Annotated in this window: 20 protein-coding genes; 10 read left to right on the top strand and 10 right to left on the bottom strand. The window is 70.3% G+C overall.

The features are described 5' to 3' along the window. The first annotated feature begins 65 nt into the window (after positions 1-65). The 3 genes from EFL95_RS17190 to EFL95_RS17200 are packed head-to-tail and all read left to right on the top strand — an operon-like array spanning position 66 to position 2,271. Positions 66-881: a maleylpyruvate isomerase family mycothiol-dependent enzyme gene (locus EFL95_RS17190; RefSeq protein ID WP_123235319.1), complete on the top strand. Its 816-nt coding sequence runs from the start codon at positions 66-68 to the stop codon at positions 879-881. After that, positions 878-1,795 (top strand): oxidoreductase, encoded by a 918-nt coding sequence (locus EFL95_RS17195; protein ID WP_246005015.1) that lies wholly within the window; start codon positions 878-880, stop codon positions 1,793-1,795. Before EFL95_RS17190 ends, EFL95_RS17195 begins: the two co-directional genes overlap by 4 nt. Continuing rightward, positions 1,792-2,271, top strand: coding sequence for a GNAT family N-acetyltransferase (locus EFL95_RS17200; protein ID WP_123235320.1), 480 nt, complete (start codon positions 1,792-1,794; stop codon positions 2,269-2,271). Before EFL95_RS17195 ends, EFL95_RS17200 begins: the two co-directional genes overlap by 4 nt. Before the next feature lie 16 nt (positions 2,272-2,287). Here EFL95_RS17200 and EFL95_RS17205 read toward each other — a convergent pair whose 3' ends face one another. From EFL95_RS17205 to EFL95_RS17220, 4 genes are all read right to left on the bottom strand, one after another. Continuing rightward, positions 2,288-3,100, bottom strand: a complete 813-nt coding sequence (locus tag EFL95_RS17205) for a trypsin-like serine protease (protein WP_123235321.1) — start codon at positions 3,098-3,100, stop codon at positions 2,288-2,290. Then, positions 3,097-3,801 carry a hypothetical protein gene (locus EFL95_RS17210; protein WP_123235322.1) on the bottom strand — a complete coding sequence of 235 codons (705 nt, stop codon included), beginning with the start codon at positions 3,799-3,801 and terminating at the stop codon, positions 3,097-3,099. Before EFL95_RS17210 ends, EFL95_RS17205 begins: the two co-directional genes overlap by 4 nt. A gap of 135 nt (positions 3,802-3,936) precedes the next feature. Next, on the bottom strand, positions 3,937-5,700 hold the full coding sequence (locus EFL95_RS17215) for a sensor histidine kinase (RefSeq protein ID WP_123235323.1): 1,764 nt from the start codon (positions 5,698-5,700) through the stop codon (positions 3,937-3,939). Beyond that, on the bottom strand, positions 5,697-6,341 hold the full coding sequence (locus tag EFL95_RS17220; protein ID WP_123235406.1) for a response regulator: 645 nt from the start codon (positions 6,339-6,341) through the stop codon (positions 5,697-5,699). Before EFL95_RS17220 ends, EFL95_RS17215 begins: the two co-directional genes overlap by 4 nt. 154 nt (positions 6,342-6,495) lie before the next feature. Here EFL95_RS17220 and EFL95_RS17225 point away from each other — a divergent pair, with 154 nt between their 5' ends. Both EFL95_RS17225 and EFL95_RS17230 read left to right on the top strand, forming a co-directional pair. Beyond that, complete coding sequence (locus tag EFL95_RS17225; protein ID WP_123235324.1) at positions 6,496-6,888, top strand: hypothetical protein; 393 nt, start codon at positions 6,496-6,498, stop codon at positions 6,886-6,888. Further along, entirely contained in the window at positions 6,885-7,163 is a 279-nt protein-coding gene (locus EFL95_RS17230; RefSeq protein ID WP_123235325.1) for a hypothetical protein, read from the top strand. The genes EFL95_RS17225 and EFL95_RS17230 overlap by 4 nt, the downstream gene beginning before the upstream one ends. Positions 7,164-7,167: 4 nt before the next feature. On the opposite strand, the gene EFL95_RS17235 is transcribed toward EFL95_RS17230, so the two are convergent. Next, positions 7,168-7,995, bottom strand: a complete 828-nt coding sequence (locus EFL95_RS17235; protein WP_221176482.1) for an SCO6745 family protein — start codon at positions 7,993-7,995, stop codon at positions 7,168-7,170. A gap of 294 nt (positions 7,996-8,289) precedes the next feature. Between EFL95_RS17235 and EFL95_RS17240 the strand changes: the two genes are divergently transcribed. Both EFL95_RS17240 and EFL95_RS17245 read left to right on the top strand, forming a co-directional pair. Continuing rightward, positions 8,290-8,601 carry a hypothetical protein gene (locus EFL95_RS17240; protein ID WP_123235326.1) on the top strand — a complete coding sequence of 104 codons (312 nt, stop codon included), beginning with the start codon at positions 8,290-8,292 and terminating at the stop codon, positions 8,599-8,601. A gap of 61 nt (positions 8,602-8,662) precedes the next feature. Further along, positions 8,663-9,331, top strand: a complete 669-nt coding sequence (locus EFL95_RS17245) for a Type 1 glutamine amidotransferase-like domain-containing protein (protein WP_123235327.1) — start codon at positions 8,663-8,665, stop codon at positions 9,329-9,331. A gap of 11 nt (positions 9,332-9,342) precedes the next feature. On the opposite strand, the gene EFL95_RS17250 is transcribed toward EFL95_RS17245, so the two are convergent. Together EFL95_RS17250 and EFL95_RS17255 are read right to left on the bottom strand one after the other, a co-directional pair. Beyond that, a complete protein-coding gene (locus EFL95_RS17250; RefSeq protein ID WP_123235328.1) occupies positions 9,343-10,209 on the bottom strand; it encodes a GNAT family N-acetyltransferase in 867 nt (288 codons plus the stop codon). Positions 10,210-10,255: 46 nt separating this feature from the next. Beyond that, positions 10,256-10,711: a GNAT family N-acetyltransferase gene (locus EFL95_RS17255; RefSeq protein WP_246005016.1), complete on the bottom strand. Its 456-nt coding sequence runs from the start codon at positions 10,709-10,711 to the stop codon at positions 10,256-10,258. A gap of 32 nt (positions 10,712-10,743) precedes the next feature. Here EFL95_RS17255 and EFL95_RS17260 point away from each other — a divergent pair, with 32 nt between their 5' ends. The 3 genes from EFL95_RS17260 to EFL95_RS17270 all read left to right on the top strand — a co-directional run bounded on the left by EFL95_RS17260 (position 10,744) and on the right by EFL95_RS17270 (position 14,691). After that, positions 10,744-12,228 (top strand): carboxyl transferase domain-containing protein, encoded by a 1,485-nt coding sequence (locus EFL95_RS17260; RefSeq protein ID WP_123235329.1) that lies wholly within the window; start codon positions 10,744-10,746, stop codon positions 12,226-12,228. Between the two features lie 92 nt (positions 12,229-12,320). After that, positions 12,321-13,127, top strand: a complete 807-nt coding sequence (locus tag EFL95_RS17265; protein WP_123235330.1) for an SDR family oxidoreductase — start codon at positions 12,321-12,323, stop codon at positions 13,125-13,127. Positions 13,128-13,185: 58 nt separating this feature from the next. After that, positions 13,186-14,691: a hypothetical protein gene (locus EFL95_RS17270; protein WP_123235331.1), complete on the top strand. Its 1,506-nt coding sequence runs from the start codon at positions 13,186-13,188 to the stop codon at positions 14,689-14,691. 203 nt (positions 14,692-14,894) lie between these two features. On the opposite strand, the gene EFL95_RS17275 is transcribed toward EFL95_RS17270, so the two are convergent. From EFL95_RS17275 to pdhA, 3 genes are read right to left on the bottom strand one after another with little or no spacing between them, the layout of a single operon-like run. Next, positions 14,895-16,340 carry a dihydrolipoamide acetyltransferase family protein gene (locus tag EFL95_RS17275; protein WP_123235332.1) on the bottom strand — a complete coding sequence of 482 codons (1,446 nt, stop codon included), beginning with the start codon at positions 16,338-16,340 and terminating at the stop codon, positions 14,895-14,897. A 3-nt stretch (positions 16,341-16,343) separates the two neighbouring features. Then, the gene (locus EFL95_RS17280; RefSeq protein ID WP_183407239.1) at positions 16,344-17,321 is read right to left on the bottom strand and encodes an alpha-ketoacid dehydrogenase subunit beta; all 978 of its coding nucleotides are present in this window, start codon (positions 17,319-17,321) and stop codon (positions 16,344-16,346) included. Next, positions 17,321-18,451 (bottom strand): pyruvate dehydrogenase (acetyl-transferring) E1 component subunit alpha, encoded by a 1,131-nt coding sequence (pdhA, locus tag EFL95_RS17285; protein ID WP_123235333.1) that lies wholly within the window; start codon positions 18,449-18,451, stop codon positions 17,321-17,323. Before pdhA ends, EFL95_RS17280 begins: the two co-directional genes overlap by 1 nt. Positions 18,452-18,611: the final 160 nt, after the last annotated feature.

Here is an 18,611-nt window from a genome sequence, read left to right on the forward strand (position 1 = left end):
GCTGCGCACGCGGGTTCCTTCCCTGGTCGGATGAGCCGGTCACCGGGACGCCCTAGGGTGTCGGCATGAGTGATGCCCCGCAGCTGGCCGGCCTCGTCGAGGTCTGGCGCACCGCTGTCGCCGACTTCGTGACGCTCGCCCGCGAGATCCCCGAGGACCAGTGGGACGTGCCCACCGACCTCGAGGGCTGGAGCGTGAAGGACAACGTCGCGCACACCGCCCACCTGGAGAGCGTGCTCGCCGGCGGACCCGAAGAAACCATCCCGGTCGCCGAGGCGCCGCACATCCGCGACCTCTCCGGCTTCTACACCGAGCAGGGCGTGCTGGCCCGTCGCGATCGCGACATGGCGTCGCTGGCCGACGAGATCGAGCAGGCGGCTGCGGCCCGGATCGCCGAGCTCGAGGCGAACCCGCCGACCGACGGCGCCGCGGCCCCGCCGCGCACGCCCGGTGGCGTGCCCTGGAACACCGTGACCCTGCTCTCGAACCGGCCGCTGGACGTCTGGATGCACTCCCAGGACATCCGTCGCGCCATCGGCCGTCCCGGCGGTTACGACGGCACCCCGGCCGCACACGTGATCTCCAAGTTCGGGGGCGCGCTGGCGATGGTGCTCGGCAAGCGGGTGGCCCCGCCGGTCGGCACCAGCGTCCGGATCGAGGTGCCCGAGGCAGGTCAGTCGTGGACGGCCCAGATCGGCGAGGACGGCCGCGCTGCTTTCGTCGACGCGGTCCAGGCGCCGACGGTGGCGATCACGCTGAGCCCCGAGGACTTCGTGGTGCTCTCCGGTGGACGTCGCGGCGTGGACGCCACCACCCCGTCGTACGCCGGTGACGCGGAGCTCGGGCGCGCGGTGCTGTCGAACTTCTCGGTGACGCCGTGAGCCGAGGCACCTGGACCCTGGCGGACATGCCGGACCTGAACGGCAAACGCGCCCTGGTGACCGGCCCGACCGCCGGCCTGGGCACCTCGACCGCTCTGGAGCTGGCCCGTGCCGGCGCAGAGGTCGTGCTCGTGGCCCGGTCCAAGGACAAGCTGGACGCCACCATCGCCCAGTTCCAGGCCGAGCTCCCGGCCGCGGTGTTCCGGCCGGTGATCGCCGACCTCGCCGACCAGTCCTCGGTACGCCGTGCCGCCAGCGAGATCTCCACCTTCGGACCGATCGACATCCTCATCAACAACGCCGGCGTGATGGCACTGCCGTACTCCCGGACCGTCGACGGCTTCGAGATGCAGTTCGGCACCAACCACCTCGGGCCGTTCCTGCTCACCGGGTTGCTGCTGCCGCAAGTGATCGCCTCGGGCCACGGCCGGATCGTCTCGGTCGGCTCGCACGCAGCCCGGTTCGCACGCCGGGCACCGCTGGACGACCCGCGGACCCAGGAACGGCGCTACTCGAAGTGGAGCAGCTACGGCGAGTCGAAGCTGGCCAACCTGATGTTCGCCTTCGAGCTCGACCAGAGGCTCACGCACGCCGGCCTCCCGGTCACCTCGATCGCCGCGCACCCCGGCTACACGGCGACCGAGCTGATGGGCAAGACCGGCGGGCTCGGTGGGCGCTTCATGCACTCCGTCTCCGTCGTCCTCGGGCAGAAGGCCGAGTTCGGCGCTCTGCCGACCCTGATGGCCGCCACCGCCGAACTGCCGGGTGCGAGCTACATCGGACCGGACGGTTTCGGTCAGATGGCCGGGCTTCCGACGATGGTCAAGCCGCGGCGACGCTTCGTGCACGACGCCGAGGCCCGCGAGCGGCTGTGGAAGCTCAGCGAGGAAGCGACCGGGATCAAGTACCCGTGACCACGCTGCGACCGATCGCGCCGGCGGACCACGCGGCGGTGCTGGCCTGGAACGAGGCCAACGTCGAGCTGCTCGCGCCATTGTCGGCCGAGCGCCTGATCGAGCTCCTCGACCAGGGCGAGGGCATGATCATCGAGGAGGACGGCACCGCCGTCGGTTTCGTGTTCACCTTCCTCGCCGGATCGCCGTACAGCTCGCCGAACTACGCCTGGTTCTCCGCCCGCCACGAGGCCTTCCTCTACCTCGACCGGGTCGTCGTCGACTCCTCGGTACGCCGCACCGGCGTCGGCGGCCGCGTCTACGACCTGATCGAGCAGCGTGCCGCCGAGGTGGGTCCGGTGATGTGTCTCGAGGTGAACCTGGATCCGCCGAACGAGCCGTCTCTCGCCTTCCACCGCAGCCGCGGTTACGTCGAGGTCGGCCAGCAGGTCTGGAGCGACCACCTGCTGACCATGATGGAGAAGCAGGTCGGCTGACCGACCTCGACGTGCATCACGGGAGGTCCACGTAGTGCGCGAGGAACGCCCGCGCACCGGGTGTGTCGACGCGCTGCTCCCACGGCCCGCTCTCGCACTCGCCTCCGGACAGGCTCCACTGCACGGCCGTGAGCCCGAGCACGAGATCCGTCCCGGCCAGGATGCTCGGCGACCCCGAGTCACCGGTGCAGATGTCGGCAGAACCGGTCGCGTGAAGGCGGAGGAACCCTGGTGACAGCGAGCTGAAAGCCTCCGTGGCGAGGCGGCGCGTCCCGGCAGAGCCGAAGTCGAGCCGTCGCTTGCCACCCCCGTTCGGACCTCCCACGTACTGCGAGACGCCGTAACCCGCGATCTCGAACCGAGGCTGCCCGTTGCCTCGCAGCAGCCAGGTCAGGTCGTCAGCGCCGGGCAGCCTGGCCGGTTGGATCCCGGTGACCGGCTCGTCGAACACGATCACGCCGAGGTCGCCGAAGTCGCCCCGGTTCCCCTTGCCGCCCGGGTCGTAGCCGGGATTGGTGTGCACGGTGCCCTCGTGCCAGACCGAGCTCGCGGTCACGACCGGGTCGAAGGTGACCCGGGCCCGGGAGACGCCGGCGGCATCGAAGTGCGCCGTCCCGTGGCCCACCGTCAGGAACACCGTGGGCGAGATCAGGACACCGCTGCCGAACTGAACCGGTCCACCCAGGGGCCGGCCATCGACGGCGCCGACGTACGGGTGCCGGTTGCCGTCCGCCGTGCCCCCGATGACCGCGGTTGCGGGACCGGTGCTCGCGAACGCAGCGAGCACGGTCAGCAGGAGGAGCGCGCGCGACGCTGTCGAGAGCCTCATCGCGGTGACCAGCTCTCGTCGCTCATCCGCAGGATCGCCAGGGAGACCACGGCGAACCCGACTGCGTTCAGGCCCCAGGCGACCAGGTCGAGCAGGTGGCTCCCGACGATGACAGCCGCGACGAAGTGCAGCGGCTGGGCGATGATCGTGACCCACGCGGCCCAGGGCGGGATCGCTCCGGACCGGAGGAGTGCGACGCCGAGCAGGATCGTGCCCAGCACGTGGCCGATCACGAACACCACTCCCGCGACGATCATCGCCGGATGGGTGCTGGTGTACATGTCGGCGACGACCGGGGTCGGCAGGTCGTGCTTGACCCCGAACAGCGCGGCGGCGTCGCTGCTGACCACCAGCGGGAGCGACAGGTACGCCGGCACCAGCAGCAGCAGCGCTGCAGCGGTGAGCCGGGGAGCACGGCGAGCCGTGACCCGACCGACCCAGATCACCGCGGGGACGAGCGTCAGCGTCGCCACCAGCCCGAGCCACACGACGACGCTGCCGCGGTCCTGGTGGGCGGCGATCCGGTGCACGATCTCGGTGCTGGAGTCCGTGGTCTTGTAGGGGAGCACGAAGCGCAGCAGCGCGACGGCGGCCGGACCGAGCGGCAGGACGACCGCCGCCAGGATCCGGCTTGCCCGACGCAGGTCGGCAGGCGCGGCCTGCGCTTGTTCCCTGCTCATGTCCAGGGTGCTTTTCGTCATGGGGTGAACCTCCGGTTCCGGGTCCGGAGGATCCGGGCCACCGCCAGGATCGATCCGCCGGTGGTCGACGCGGCAGCGTGCGCGATCACGCTCGTGCCGGGAAATCACCCTGCTCGCGTAGGTGCGCGCTCCCGATCAGGAGTCCGTGCGGTGACCTACCGGGATCACGGCTTCGACCAGCCCGCCCTCGGTCGTCGCCACGGCGCGGAACGTCCCGCCCACCTGCTCCGATCGTTCGCGCATCGAGCTGAGCCCGACGCCCGGCGTCCAGTCCTCCTCGTTCCTGCCGTCGTCACGGACGGTGAGGACGAGGGTGCCGTCGTGGACCTCCACGGAGACGTGCGCGCGCCGTGCGGCTGCGTGCCGGGCTGCGTTCGTGAGTGCCTCGACCAGGATCCGGTAGGCCGCCACCTCGGTCGCGGCGGAGAGAGCCGGCAGGTCACCGTTCGTCCGCACCGAGACCTCGAGCCGTGAGCCGTCCGCGGAGTGCAGGGTGTCGGCGTACTGGCGCACCGACCCGAGCAGCCCGACCTGGTCCAGGGCGGGCGGCCGCAGCCCCTCGACCAGCCGCCGGATCTCGTGGATCGCGGCGGTGGTGTCGGCGCGCATCGCGGTCAGGAGCTCGGCCGTCCGGTCCGGGTCGGAGTGCACGACGTTGCGCGCTGCATCGCCGGCGAACGCGACCCCGGTCAGCGTCGGGCCCAGTCCGTCGTGCAGGTCGCGCCGCAACCGGCGACGCTCCTCCTCGACCGCGGTGACCACGGCTTCGCGGGACTGCTGGAGATCACGGGACATCGCTTGCGCACGCAGGGTCTGCGCCAGCAGCGGAGCGACGATGCGCAGGACGTCGGCGTCAGCGGTGGCGAGGGTCAGGTCGCCGGGTCGCAGCCCAACGACGAACTCACCGACCTGGTCCTCACCGAGCCGGAGCGGGAGCGCTCGGGTGTGCGTGACCTCGGTCCCGGACGACGCCAGCAGGGTGTCACCGATCTTCAGGCACGCGTAGGGCAGCAGCAGAGCCTCGCGGATCGCGTCGAGCGCCAGCGCGGGGTCGTCGCCGATCGCGTCGGCGAGGCTGGTGGCGGCCACCAGCGGGTCGGGCCGGTTGCCGAAGAGGAGCTGGTCGACGACCCCGCGCAAGATGACCTGCAGCGGTCGCACACCGAAGGCGAGGATCCCGCACAGGACCACGGTCGCGGTGGTCTCCAGGGCCCGGCCGCGGACGTCCTCGATGACCGCGGTCGTCGCCGAGGCGATCGCGATGAACACCGCGAGGACCGACCCCGCCACGACGACCCGGGTGACCAGACCCCGGACGTCGACCGCCTCGGGGCGCAGTGCGCCGACGACCATCGCGGGTGGTCCCACGCACGCCGCCGCGACACCCACAGCACCGCCGGTCCAGTGCGAGGAGCCGGCCGCCTCGGCCGTGAACGTCGTGAACAGCATCACCAGCGCCGCGACTCCCCAGGCCAGGGCGGACCAGGCAAGGCCTCGCCGCTGCTCGGCGTCGCCGCGCTCGTAGCTCCACCAGACATGGACCAGCAGGCAGCAACCCGTCACGTACGCCATCGGCTCGAAGGACCCGGACCACAGAGCTCCCAGCGCTCCCGCAGCCCCGGTCGTCGCGAGGAGCACGAACGAGAGCGGGTCGCTCCAGCGCAGGACGGGGAAGGTGACGAATGCGAGCGGAAGCAGGAGGCACCCCGCGAGCCGGAACAGCACGGGCGCCGCCAGGCTCACGTCGACGATCACCGAGCCGGCACCGAGCAGGACGAGAGCGCCGCCGGCAACGAGCAGGACACCGGCCACCCTCGCCGGACGGTGGTGACCGAGGAACCATCCGGAGATCGACGCCACCGCACCGAGCACCAGCGCGCAAGCCAGGGTCGCGCTCACGATCCGCCGAATCCGCTTTCCCGAGCTCGCACGATGGCGGCCGAGCGGTCGGCGACGGCCAGCTTCACGAAGATCGAGGAGATGTGATTGGCGACCGTCTTCGGGGAGAGGAACAGCTGCTCGGCGATCGCGTGGTTGCGGTGCCCGGCGGCGACCAGGTCGAGCACCTCGCGCTCGCGCGCCGTCAGGTCGGGGAACTTCTCGGCCGCCGGCGGCGGCGTCGCGAAGTAGCCCAGCACGCGCTGCGCCACACCCGGGGAGAAGATCGCCTCACCGGCCACCACGGCACGGATGGCGCGATCGATCTCGTCCTGGGCCGCTCCCTTGAGCAGGTAGCCCTGGGCGCCGGCACGCATCGCCGCGAACACGGTGTCGTCGTCGTCGAACATCGTCAGGACCAGGACCGCGGTGCCCGGGTTGGCCGCGCGAACCCGGGCGGTCGCCTCCAGCCCGTCGATGCCGGGCATCCGGATGTCCATGAGCACGACGTCCGGCTCGTGCTCGGCCACGGCGCGGACCGCCTGCTCCCCGTCGGTGGCCTCGCCGACCACGTCGTAGGTACCCAGGGACTCCAGAAGTGCGCGCAGCCCGCCCAGCACGACCGGGTGGTCGTCGGCCAGTACGACGCGAATCGGGTCCATGACCACCATGGTGGGCCCTCCGCGGGCTCTTGACCCGGGATCCTGCACCTATCCGAGCCGGGAAATCTCCGAGCAGAATGAGGAAGGCGCCCCGATGCCGTGGGGCGGTCTCGTAGCCGACGGTGGATCCATGACCAACACCCGAGGAGATGCCATGACCAACCTGACCACGTCGTCCGCGGCGACGACCTGGACCACGAAGAACAGGATCGGCATCGCCCTCGCCGTCCTCTACGCCGTGGCCAACATCCCGACCGTCCTGATCCCGGCGGGCAACGACGACGGTCCGCCGTTCGCTGTCGGACTGATCTGCACGATCCTCGCCGTGGTCGCCACCGCGGCCGGCGTCGTCGCCTGGCGCCAGGGAAGTCGCTCGGCGGCTCGCCTGGCCGCTGCGAGCCTGATCGTCATCACCTTGTCGGCCCTGCCCGCGTTCTTCCTGGACGTCCCGGCCGCGGTCAAGGTCCTCGCAGCCGTCGGCGTCCTGCTCATGGTCGCCATCGTCACCCTGGTCTTCTCCGGGGCACCCGGGGAGGCACGCGCATGAGGCTCTACATCTGCTGGGGCACCGGCGGTAGTGACCACCACGACTGCCACAAGGCGCACCAGGCCCTGGTCGACGCCGGTTACGACCCCGAGATCGTGAAGGCGCGCGGCCAGGAGCACCTGCCGAGGTTCCTTCAGTTCAAGACTCGCCGCGAGGTCCACGCCCTCACCGGCTCGTTCTTCGTCCCGGTGGTCGTGCTCGACGACGGCACCGCGATGAACCGACCGGACGAGATCGTGGCCTGGGCGCAGGCCCATCCCGCCGAGGTCGGGTGACGCGTCACTCCGCGGCGACGAGCCTCGACGCGATCGGTTCCAGCAGCACCATCAGGGCGTCGAGCTCCGCGGGCTCGAGCGCCAGGTAGGGCGCTGCGGCCAGCTGGTCGGTGAGTGCCTCGACCCGGTCCTTCGTCGCCCGACCTGCGTCGGTGAACCGTCCGGCGTCGTCGACGAGGCCGCGTCGGCGCAGCCCGTCCATCAGCTCAGCCAGCTGGGACGCCGGGAGGTGGTGGATCCGCCCGAAGGACTCGGCGGGATAGATCTCCGCGTCGAGCGACGCGAGCACGTGGGACTCGAGCCCGCTGATCTCCTCGGAGACCAGCGCGACGATGTGGCCGTCGCCGCGGTACTCGCGCAGCATGTTGGCCGCGAACCAGAGGCGGGCCACCGGCTCCTCGGGCATCGGAAGGGCGCGCAGGCCGGCGTACATCACGCGACCGTTGGTCGGCGCGCTCACCGACGCCTGCGCGAGCAGGTCGGCCGCCCGCGCCAGGTCGGCAGTGCCGACGAGGTCACCGAGCAACCGGCGCAGCGCCGCCACGCATCCGCGTTCGCGCGCGGCGTGCGCCTCCTCGGGGGTGGTCGTGTCCCACACCTTCGGGAGGTGCCGGGCGACCTCGCCGTCGGCGAAGTTGTAGAACGCCGCGTGCACGACCTCGGCCGGGACCCGGCCCAGCGGCGCCGAACGCCCCGCGAAGTACCCGTCCCAGTAGCCGCGGAAGCCGAGCTGCTCCATCGCCTCGTTCGGTTCGTCGGCGGTGAAGTTGACGAGTCCGATCGGCTCGATCAGCTCGAACATCCGGCGGGCGAGGCTCGCGTGCTGCTGCATGGGGAGATCTCCTGTACTCGTGGCGCCTTCAGGGGCTGTTCTACCCACACGACGAACAGGCTGACCCCGATACGACACCGACCGGAGACGCATCCTTCCGCCGAGACTGACGCTCCTCGCCATTTGCTACACCAGCGCTGTCACAAGGCCTTCGCGAGAGCCCTGGTGTAGCAAATCAACTCCAGCGCGCGTCACTCCGCCGTGACAGCCGGCGCACTAGTGGCCCGCAAGCCCGGCTATGACGTCCGTTCGAGTCGGAGGGAGGTGGAGGAGCCATCTGGGTACGGTCACGCAATGACCACACCCACGAGCGCTCCGCGGCGCAGCAATCCCACCTCGGCTTCCTGGTGGTTTCGATCAGCGGACGGCCGACTGACGGTCTGGCAGTTCCCGAACCCGGCACTCGCGGTCTGGTTCGTCGCACTCGTGGTCGGTCTGTTGCCGCTGGCACCGTCGCACGCAGCCACCGTGGAGGGACTGCGGCGCGGAGCCCTCGTGGTCTGGGCGCTCGACGAGCTGGTGCGGGGTTCGAGTCCGTTCCGCCGGGTGCTCGGTGCCGTCGTTCTCGTTGGACAACTGGCGTCCCTGGCGATGGACTGGGGATGAGCCAGACGCAGAGCCTGGTGTCGAGGCAGGACTGCGTGCGAACCGATGATCTGGAGGACCCGTGAAGCTGCTTCTCACGTCCGGCGGCGTCACCAACCCGAGCATCCGCGAGGCGCTGGTCGACATGCTGGGCAAGCCGATCTCTGAGGCCAGCGCGCTCTGCATCCCGACCGCGATGTACGGCCATCCGTCGGTCGGTCCCGGCGAGCGGGTGTGGCGCTTCATCAGCGGGCACTCGGAGAACCCTATGGTCGACCTTGGCTGGAAGTCGATGGGAGTGCTCGAGCTCACCGCGCTGCCCAGCCTCGACGAGGCCGCCTGGGTCCCGCTCGTGAGGGAGGCAGATGCCCTGGTCGTGGCCGGCGGCGACGTCCTCTACCTGTGCCACTGGATGCGGGAGTCCGGTCTTGCCGACCTCCTCGCAACCCTCGGGGACACCGTCTGGGTGGGACTGAGCGCCGGGAGCATGGTGATGACGCCCGAGGTCGGGGACGAGTTCATCCAGTGGAGGCCGCCGAACGGCGACGACCGTGCGCTGGGCGTCGTGGACTTCTCGATCTTTCCGCACCTGGCCCCGGACGGGCAGCCGGGCAACTCGATGGCTGAGGCGGAGCAGTGGGTGACCGCGATCTCCGGCCCCGCCTACGCGCTCGACGACCAGACGGCGATCACCGTGGTCGACGGCAACGTGGAGGTCGTCTCGGAAGGGAACTGGAAACTTCTGAGCTGAGCGTGAGTCGGTCAGTCAGGGCGGCGGAAGTCGGTCGCGTCCGGCAACCGCTCGAAACCGGCCGCGGCGTAGGCAGCGACCCCGCCGGTGTTGGCCGCAGGGGTGCACACGGTTGCCATCGACGAGCCTAGCTCCCGGAGGGCAACCGCCGCAGCCCGCGTGATCGAGACACCGTGCCCGTGACCCCGGTGCTCGTGGTGGACGCCGAGCGGCTCGATCAGACCGGGCCGACCGGGTCCGGCCGACCAGACCGTCGTCGTCGCGACCGCGTTGCCGCGCTCGTCGTACCCGAGCAGGCAGCGCGCGCGGCGATAGGGCGCCGCCGCGGCCATAGCGTGCCACCGCTCCGGCGAGAACGTGGAGGTGGGGAACGCCGCCCGCTGGACCGCGGCACGTTCCTCGACGTCGTCCGGGCCGGCGATCTCGATGCGGAGTCCGTGCTCGGGAACCGGTTCGCCGAGATCGAGCACCAGCGGTGCCCACGGCTCGTCGTCGGTCCACCCGGTACGCCGCAGCAGGTCACGGAACGCCGGACCGTAGCGGGCCTCGACACTGCTCACGCCTCCCGGCAGCACCCCGGCGTCCGCGACGAGGTCGTCGTGCAGGCGCTGCGCGAACTCCTCGTCCTCGCCCACGGCCTCGGAGAGCGACATCCGGATGAGCCGCGACTCGTCGTCGACCATCCCCGCCGCGACGATCTCGCCGTCACGCCGCCAGAAGCGGACGTCCTGGGCGAGGCGGTCAGCGCCGAAGCTCCAGTTCCAGCCGAGGTCGCCGGGGTGCACCTGGACCCCGCCGCCGTCGTGCTGCCAGAGCGCCACCGCCTCGACGACCTCGTCCAACGAGCCGGGCGTCGCGGTCTCCAGGGTGATCGCCATGACTCGATCCAACGTCACGCCTGTCGGAGAGTCCACGGGTTTGTGGTCAGAGCAGCATCGTGAAGTACGCGCTGTGCGGGTCCTCGGTGTAGTCGGCGAACGGTCCGCAGGCGATGAAGCCGTGGGCGGCGTACAGGGTGCGGGCAGGGAGGAAGTAGTCCTGGGTCCCGGTCTCCAGGCTCAGCCGGGCGTAGCCGCGCGTGCGTCCGGTGTCGATCAGGTGCAGCAGCATCGCCCGGCCCACCCCGGTCCCGCGCGCGGCGGCGGTCGTGCGCATCGACTTGAGCTCACCGTGCTCCGGGTCGTGCTCCTTCATCGCGCCGCAGCCGAGCAGCACGCCGTCGCGCCGGGCCGTCCAGAACGTCAGGCCCGGCACCTTAAGGGCACTCACGTCGAGCGCGTGCACGCTCTCCGACGGTGAGGTCGCGTGCATGTCGGCGAGGTGCTCGGCGAGCAGTGCGGACACGTCAGGCAGGGCCGGGTCGTCGAGATCGATCAGCACGACGACATTCTCTCCAGCGATACGATCCGGCGGTGCACCGGCTCAGCGCTCACGACCTCATCGACCTCGTCCTCGACGAGGGCTCGTGGTCGGGTTGGGACACCGCACCGACGTACGGCGACATCAGCGACTCCTACGAGGCCGACCTCGCCGGTGCGCGCGAGAAGTCGGGCGTCGACGAGTCCGTGATCACCGGCGAGGGCACGGCGCGCGGTCGGCGGATCGCCGTCGTCGCGGGCGAGTTCTCGTTCCTGGCCGGCTCCATCGGACAAGCCGCGGCGACCCGGCTCGTCGCTGCCGTCGAACGCGCGACCGCTGAGGGCCTTCCCCTGGTCGCCGCGCCGGTCAGCGGCGGCACCCGGATGCAGGAGGGCACACCGGCCTTCGTGCACATGATCCGGATCTCGGCTGCCATCGCGGCCCACAAGTCCGCGGGTCTCCCCTACCTGGTCTACCTGCGCAACCCGACCACCGGCGGGGTGATGGCGTCGTGGGGCTCGCTCGGGCACGTCACCGTCGCCGAGCCGGGCGCGCTGGTCGGCTTCCTCGGACCGCGCGTCTTCGAGGCGCTCTACGGCAAGCCGTTCCCCGAGGACGTGCAGACCTCGGAGAACCTCTACGCCCACGGGATCATCGACGGCGTCGTCGGGTCCGACGAGCTCGCCTCGATCCTCGACCGCACCCTCGACATCCTGCTCGCGCGACCGCAGGCACCGACCAGCGAGCTGCCGCAGCCGGAGATCCCCGACGTCGACACCTGGGACGCCGTCGTCCGGTCCCGGCGGCCCGAGCGGCCCGGCGTACGGCGCCTGCTCCGGTACGCCGCGAGCGAGGTGATCCCGTTGAACGGCACCGGCCAGGGCGAGGCCGACCCCGGCTTGATGATCGCGCTGGCGAAGTTCGGGTCGGCGCCGTGCGTGTTCCTCGGCCAGGACCGACGCGGGCAGACCAGCGACCGGCCGATGGGACCGGGAGCGCTGCGCGAGGCACGGCGCGGGATGCGGCTGGCCGTCGAGCTCGGACTCCCGCTTCTCACCGTGATCGACACCCCCGGCGCGGCGCTGAGCCCCGAGGCCGAGGAGGGCGGGCTGGCCGGCGAGATCGCCAGGAGCCTGGCCGACCTGGTCACGCTCGAGGCTCCGAGCCTGTGCCTGATGCTGGGTCAGGGAAACGGCGGCGGCGCCCTCGCCCTGCTGCCGGCCGACCGCGTGATCGCCGCCCAGCACGCCTGGCTCTCCCCGCTTCCGCCGGAGGGTGCGAGCGCGATCGTGCACCGCGACACCGAGCACGCCCCCGAGATGGCACGGGCGCAGAAGGTGCGCGCCCTCGACCTGATGGCAGCCGGCGTGGTCGACCGGATCGTGCCCGAGCTGCCCGACGCAGCCGACGAGGCCGAGGCGTTCTGCCACCGCCTCGGTGCTGTCCTCGAGCACGAGCTGTCCTGGCTGTTCCATGCCGATCCGGCCGACCTGGTCCAGACCCGTGCCCTCCGGTTCGCAACCCCGCCACCGAGATAGTCCCGAGCGAAACGGTTGGTTTCCGGCCACAGAACCGTGCGGATCGCTAGGGACTATCGACAAATAGAACGTGTTTCAGTTCCAATAGCCCGGTGAGCACCTACGTCATCACCGGCGCCGGTTCCGGCATCGGAGCAGCGACCGCGTCCCGTCTCCGTGCCGACGGCCACCAGGTCATCGGCATCGACCTGCGCGGGGCCGACATCGAAGCCGACCTCAGCACCGCTGCGGGTCGCGCCTCCGCCGTCGACGCGGTGCTCGCCCTGGCACCCGACGGCATCGACGGCCTGGTCCCCTGCGCCGGGATCGCCGGTTACACGGGCACCGACCCGGCGTTGCTGGTCTCGGTCAACTACTTCGGTGCGATCGCGCTGGTCGAGGGCCTCCACGAGCTGCTCGCCAAGCGCGGCTCGGCCTCGGTCGTGCTGCTCGCCTCGAACTCGGTGACCTGCCAACCCGGGTGGGAGGCCGACGACGTCCTGGGCGCACTACTCGCGGACGACGAGGAGCAGGCCCGCAAGGCCGCCGCTGCCTACGAGGCGGTGATGCTCTACCCGGTCTCCAAGTACGCGCTCGCCACCTGGGCACGGCGCGAGGGCATCAAGCCGGAGTGGGGCGGCAGCGGCATCCGGGTCAACGCCATCGCGCCCGGACTGATCGCTACCCCGATGACCGACGCGCTGCGCGAGGACCCGGTCTTCGGTCCGTTCGCGGACCTCTACCCCAACGCCATCGAACGACCCGGCCGGCCCGAGGAGGTCGCCGCGCTGATCGCCTTCCTGCTCTCACCGGAGTCCAGCCTGCTGGTCGGGACGATGATCCTCGTCGACGGCGGCACCGACGCGATCCTCAACGCAGCGCCCCCACGCAGCAACGAAGCCACCACCTTCCCCTCCTGATCTGACAAACACTGTTAATACCCCGTATCTTCGAGCGACCTCACCCGTTGGAGATTCCATGAACCGCGTTCGCCTCACCGCCGCCGCCCTCCTGGCCTCGGTCGCCGTCCTCGTCCCGGCCGGCACCGGCTCAGCGCTCGGCGGCTTCCCGATCCCGTCGCTGCCGACCGACTTCCTCACCGAGCCGTTCAGCGGGACCCCGGCGACCGCGAACCCGCTGCCGCACGAGGAGATCAAGCAGAACCCCTTCCTCTCCCCCAACGGCACCAGCTCGATGCACGACGACGCCTACGCCTCGGACGCCTACGAGGTCAGCGGTCCGCTCGGCAACAACGTGAAGGTGCGCTCGGCCTGGTACGGCGTCTCCGAGTGCGCGACCGTCGCGTTCGACTCCCAGCACCGCATGGTCGGCCTCTGCGGCGATCTCCAGGGCTTCAAGATGCGGCTGATCGACCCGACGACGCTGCGCACCATCGGCAACGACCTGCTGACCTCCAAGCGGAACCTGGCCTCGGGCGAGAACCCGTTCACCAGCATCTGCGGAGGCACCTACTTCTCCCTCGACTCCCACGACGTCGCCACGGTGGTCACCGTCGCCAAGCAGGTCTGGCGGGTGCGCGTCGACGCAGCGGGCTTCACCAAGCTCGGCTCGTACGACGTCTCCGCCTACGTGCCGGGTGACGACTGCCTGGTGGCAACCCTGCCCGACTGGTCCGGCAACATCTTCTTCGTCACCCAGCAGGGCCGGGTCGGCGTGATCAACCCGACCACCGGCACGATCAAGACGATGCAGTTCCCCGCCGGCGAGGGCATCTACAACTCGATCTCCGGCGACGAGACCGGTGCGATCTACATCGTCACCGACCACGCCCTGTACGCCGTCGAGGCCGACGCCTCCGGCCAGCCGCAGGTCCGCTGGTCGCAGGTCTACGACCGCGGCTCGGTGCAGAAGTCCGGCCAGCTCTCGCAGGGCTCGGGGACGACCCCGACCCTCATCGGTGACGACCTGGTCGCGATCACCGACAACGCCGACCCGCAGATGCACGTGCAGTTCTACCGTCGCAACGGCGCCAACGGCGACCGGCTCCTGTGCCAGGTCCCCGTCTTCGGGGCCGGAGCCTCCGACACCGAGAACAGCCTCATCTACGCCGGCGGAACCCCCGACGGCCCGCGCTCGGTGATCGTGGAGAACAACTACGGGTACGACGGCTTCCAGAGCACCATCCTGGGCAAGACCACGTCCGGCGGCGTCGCGAAGGTCTCCATCAACCCGGACAACACCTGCCAGGTCGACTGGACCAACCCGATCGTCTCGCCCACCCCGGTCCCGAAGGTCTCGCTCGGCAACGGCTTGCTCTACCTCTACGCCAAGCCGAAGTCGAACCCGCTGGACGACAGCTGGTACCTCGCGGCGGTCGACGTGCGCACCGGCGCCACGAAGTGGATGCAGCGCACCGGCAACGGGATCCAGTGGAACAACCATTACGCCGCTATCTACCTCGGACCCGACGGAGCGGCCTACATGCCGACCCTGACCGGCATGATCCGCTTCAAGGATCAGTGACAACGCGGAGAAAATCGTCACTTTCGGATTTCCCCGAAAAGCCGTGACCTGCCCCGGACCTCGTTCGTTGAGAACTCGAAGCCACCTACGGGGGTGACGAGTTCGGTCCCCCACGATCAGCACCTGGTTCGGGGGAACAGGGCGCCGTTCGTGGGGGACCGAATCTCTTTGCTAGCAAGGGGATTCCTCCTGCTAGCGGGGAGCTAGAACAGCAGCGCTGCTGCCGGGTCCTCCATCATCGAGGCCACGTCCGCGAGGAAACGTGAACCTGACTCACCATCGACATGGCGGTGGTCGAAGGACAGCGTGAGGGTGCACACGTCGCGGATCTCCAGGCGCTCGTCGCCGTCCTCGACAACGACCCACGGCTGGCGCTTCGTCGCACCGAAGCAGAGGATCGCGGACTCTCCCGGATTGATGATCGGCGTGCCACCGTCGACGCCGAAGACACCGACGTTGGTGATCGTGAACGAGCCTCCGGCCATGTCGGCCGGCTGCGTCTTGCCCGACCGCGCCACCGACGTCAGGTCGCCGAGCGCGCCAGCCAGCTCGAGCAGCGAGAGCGTGTCGGCGTCCTTGATGTTCGGGACGACCAGACCGCGCGGGGTGGCGGCGGCGATGCCGAGGTTGACCCCGCCCTTGAAGACGATCTCCTGGGCCGCGTCGTCCCAGTAGGAGTTGATCACCGGGGTCCGACCGATCGCCTTCATGCAGGCGGTCGCCAGGATCAGCAACGGTGAGACCTTCACGTCGGCGAACTCGCGACGACCGCGCAGGCGCTCGACGAACTCGCTGGTGCGGGTGACGTCGATGGTGACCCACTCGGTCACGTGCGGGGCGGTGAAGGCCGAGGCCACCATCGCCTGGCCCATCATCTTCCGGACGCCCTTGATCGGCTCGCGCCGGTCCTCCCGGGTTCCCACCGCAGCTGGACGGGTGGTCACCGCGGTGCCCGAGGAGCCGGCAGCGGCCTCGACGTCGGCGCGGGTGATCACGCCACCCGGACCGGAGGCTGCACACGTGGTCAGGTCGACCCCGAGGTCCTTGGCCAGCTTGCGCACCGGCGGCTTGGCCAGCGCGATCGGGTGCGTCGAGCCGGGGTCCGGTGCCGGCACCTCGGCCGGCGGGACGTCGCCGCGCTGCTGCTTCACCCCGCTGGTGACCGAGTGGACGAGCCGCTCGACCTCCTCGTGCTGCTGCGGGGCGCCGGCGTTGAACAGGTCCTGCACGTCGGCCTTCGCGTAGTGCACGCCGATCGCCTCGGGCGCCGCGCGGCGGGCACGACGCACGGCTCCGCGCTCGGCCTTGCTGCGACCGACGAGGCTCTCGCCCTCGCCACCACCACTGGCAGCCGGGTTGGAGAGGTCCATGTCGGACAGGTCCGGAGCGGTGGCCGCCGGCGTCGGCACAGCGGCGCCGTCGCCGATCCGGATGATCGGCGTACCGACCGCGACCGTCTCGCCCTCGGGCACCAGCAGCGCCTCGACGACGCCGGCGTACGGGGAGGGCAGCTCGACGAGCGACTTCGCCGTCTCGATCTCCACGACGATGTCGTTGATCTTGACCTCGTCGCCGACCTTCACCTTCCAGGTGACGATCTCGGCCTCGACGAGACCTTCGCCGACGTCCGGCAGCAAGAACTCAGACATCGATCAGAACCCCATCGTCCGGTCGACCGCGTCGAGCACGCGGTCCAGGTCGGGCAGGTACTCCTCCTCGATCCGGGCCGGCGGGTACGGGGTGTCGAACCCGCCCACCCGCAGCACCGGGGCCTGGAGGGAGTAGAAGCACTGCTCGGTGATCCGGGCCGCGATCTCCGCTCCCATGCCGAGGTTGGTGTGCGCCTCGTGCGCGACCACCGCGCGGCCGGTCTTGCGCACCGACTCGAAGACCGGGCCCATGTCCAGCGGCGACAGCGTGCGCAGGTCGATCACCTCGAGCGATCGGCCCTCACCGGCAGCCGCCTCGGCGGCCTTCATCAGCGTCTTCACCATCGGCCCGTACCCGAGCAGCGTCGCGTCACTACCGGTGCGCAGCACCTTCGAGCTGAACAGCGGCGGCGGGGTGGCCTCCTCGTCGAGATCGGCCTTGTCCGCGTGGTACTGCCGCTTCGGCTCGAGGAACACGACCGGGTCGTCGTGGGCGATGGCCTGCTGGATCATCCAGTAGCCGTCGACCGGGTTCGAGCAGGAGACCACCTTGAGTCCCGGGGTGTGCGCGAACTGCGCCTCGGGCGACTCCGAGTGGTGCTCGACCGCGCCGATGCCACCGCCGAACGGGATCCGGATGACCATCGGCATCTTGATCGCGCCCTGGGTGCGGAAGTGCAGCTTGGCGACCTGGCTGACGATCTGGTCGTACGCCGGGTAGACGAAGCCGTCGAACTGGATCTCGCAGACGGGGCGGAAGCCGCGCATCGCCAGACCGACCGCGGTGCCGAGGATGCCCGACTCGGCGAGCGGCGAGTCGATCACCCGGTCCTCGCCGAAGTCCTTCTGCAGGCCGTCGGTGATCCGGAAGACACCGCCGAGCTTGCCGACGTCCTCACCCATGATCAGGACCTTGGGGTCGGTCTCCATCGCCTTGCGCAGACCCATGTTCAGGGCCTTGGCCAACGTCACCTTGGTCATCAGTGAGCCCCCTCGAACGAGTCGAGGTACGCCGCGAACTCGTCGCGCTGCGCCTCGAGCTCCGGCGTCTGCTCGGCGTACACCTGGTCGAAGATGCTCAGCGGACTCGGGTCGGGCAGCGCCCGGCACCCGTCGCGGAGCCTCGCTCCCAGCTCCTCGGCCTCACGCTCGACGTCCTCGAAGAAGTCGTGGTCCGCCAGCCCGTTGCGGGTCAGGTACACCTTCACCCGGGCGATCGGGTCGCGCAGCTTCCAGTACTCGACCTCGTCGGTGAGCCGGTAGCGGGTCGGGTCGTCGGTGGTCGTGTGCGCACCCATCCGATAGGTGTAGGCCTCGACCAGGGTCGGACCGTTGCCCTCACGGGCGTACTGGAGCGCCGCCTGGGTGACCGCGTGCACCGCCAGGACGTCGTTGCCGTCGACGCGGACGCCGGGGAAGCCGAAGCCGCGAGCGCGCTGGTAGAGCGGGATCCGGCTCTGCCGCTCGATCGGCTCGGAGATCGCCCACTGGTTGTTCTGGCAGAAGAACACCACCGGTGCGTTGTAGGACGCCGCGAAGATGAAGGACTCGTTCACGTCTCCCTGCGACGACGCACCGTCGCCGAAGTAGGCGACGACGGCGGTGTCGCGGTCGGCGTCGCCGGTGCCGACCGCACCGTCGCGCTGCACGCCCATCGCGTAGCCGGTCGCGTGCAGGGTCTGCGCGCCGATCACGATCGTGTAGTTGGCGAAGTTGTTCACGTGCGGGTCCCAGGCGCCCTGGTCGACACCGCGGAACAGGCCGAGCAACCGCAGCGGGTCCAGGCCACGGCAGTAGGCGACGCCGTGCTCGCGGTACGTCGGGAAGACGTAGTCCTGCGGTCGCAGCGCGCGTCCGGAGCCGATCTGCGCCGCTTCCTGGCCGAGCAGCTGGGCCCAGATCCCGAGCTCGCCGTGCCGCTGGAGAGCGGTCGACTCGGTGTCGATGCGGCGGGTGAGCACCATGTCGCGGTAGAACCCGCGGATCGTGCCGGCCTCGTCCTCACCGCCGTCGAACGCGTAGTCCGGGTGCTCGACCCGATAGCCCTCGGGGGTGAGCAGCTGGACGTACTGGACGTCGCCCTCGGCTCGTGGGACCAGGTACTCGGTCATGCGTGATCTCCAGATCCATCAAGGTACGGGTGGTCGGGGTCGCCGCCCCCGTACTTGGTCGATCGCGGCCCGCGCGGTTCCGCGGGTTGTGCGGATTTGTGACGCGAGCCACTGTCGTTCGACACCGTACCCAGGCAGGCCACCGCTTCGCCAACCAACC

The sequence above is a fragment of the Nocardioides marmorisolisilvae genome (assembly GCF_003725775.1).
In the GTDB taxonomy this organism is placed as follows: domain Bacteria; phylum Actinomycetota; class Actinomycetes; order Propionibacteriales; family Nocardioidaceae; genus Marmoricola; species Marmoricola marmorisolisilvae.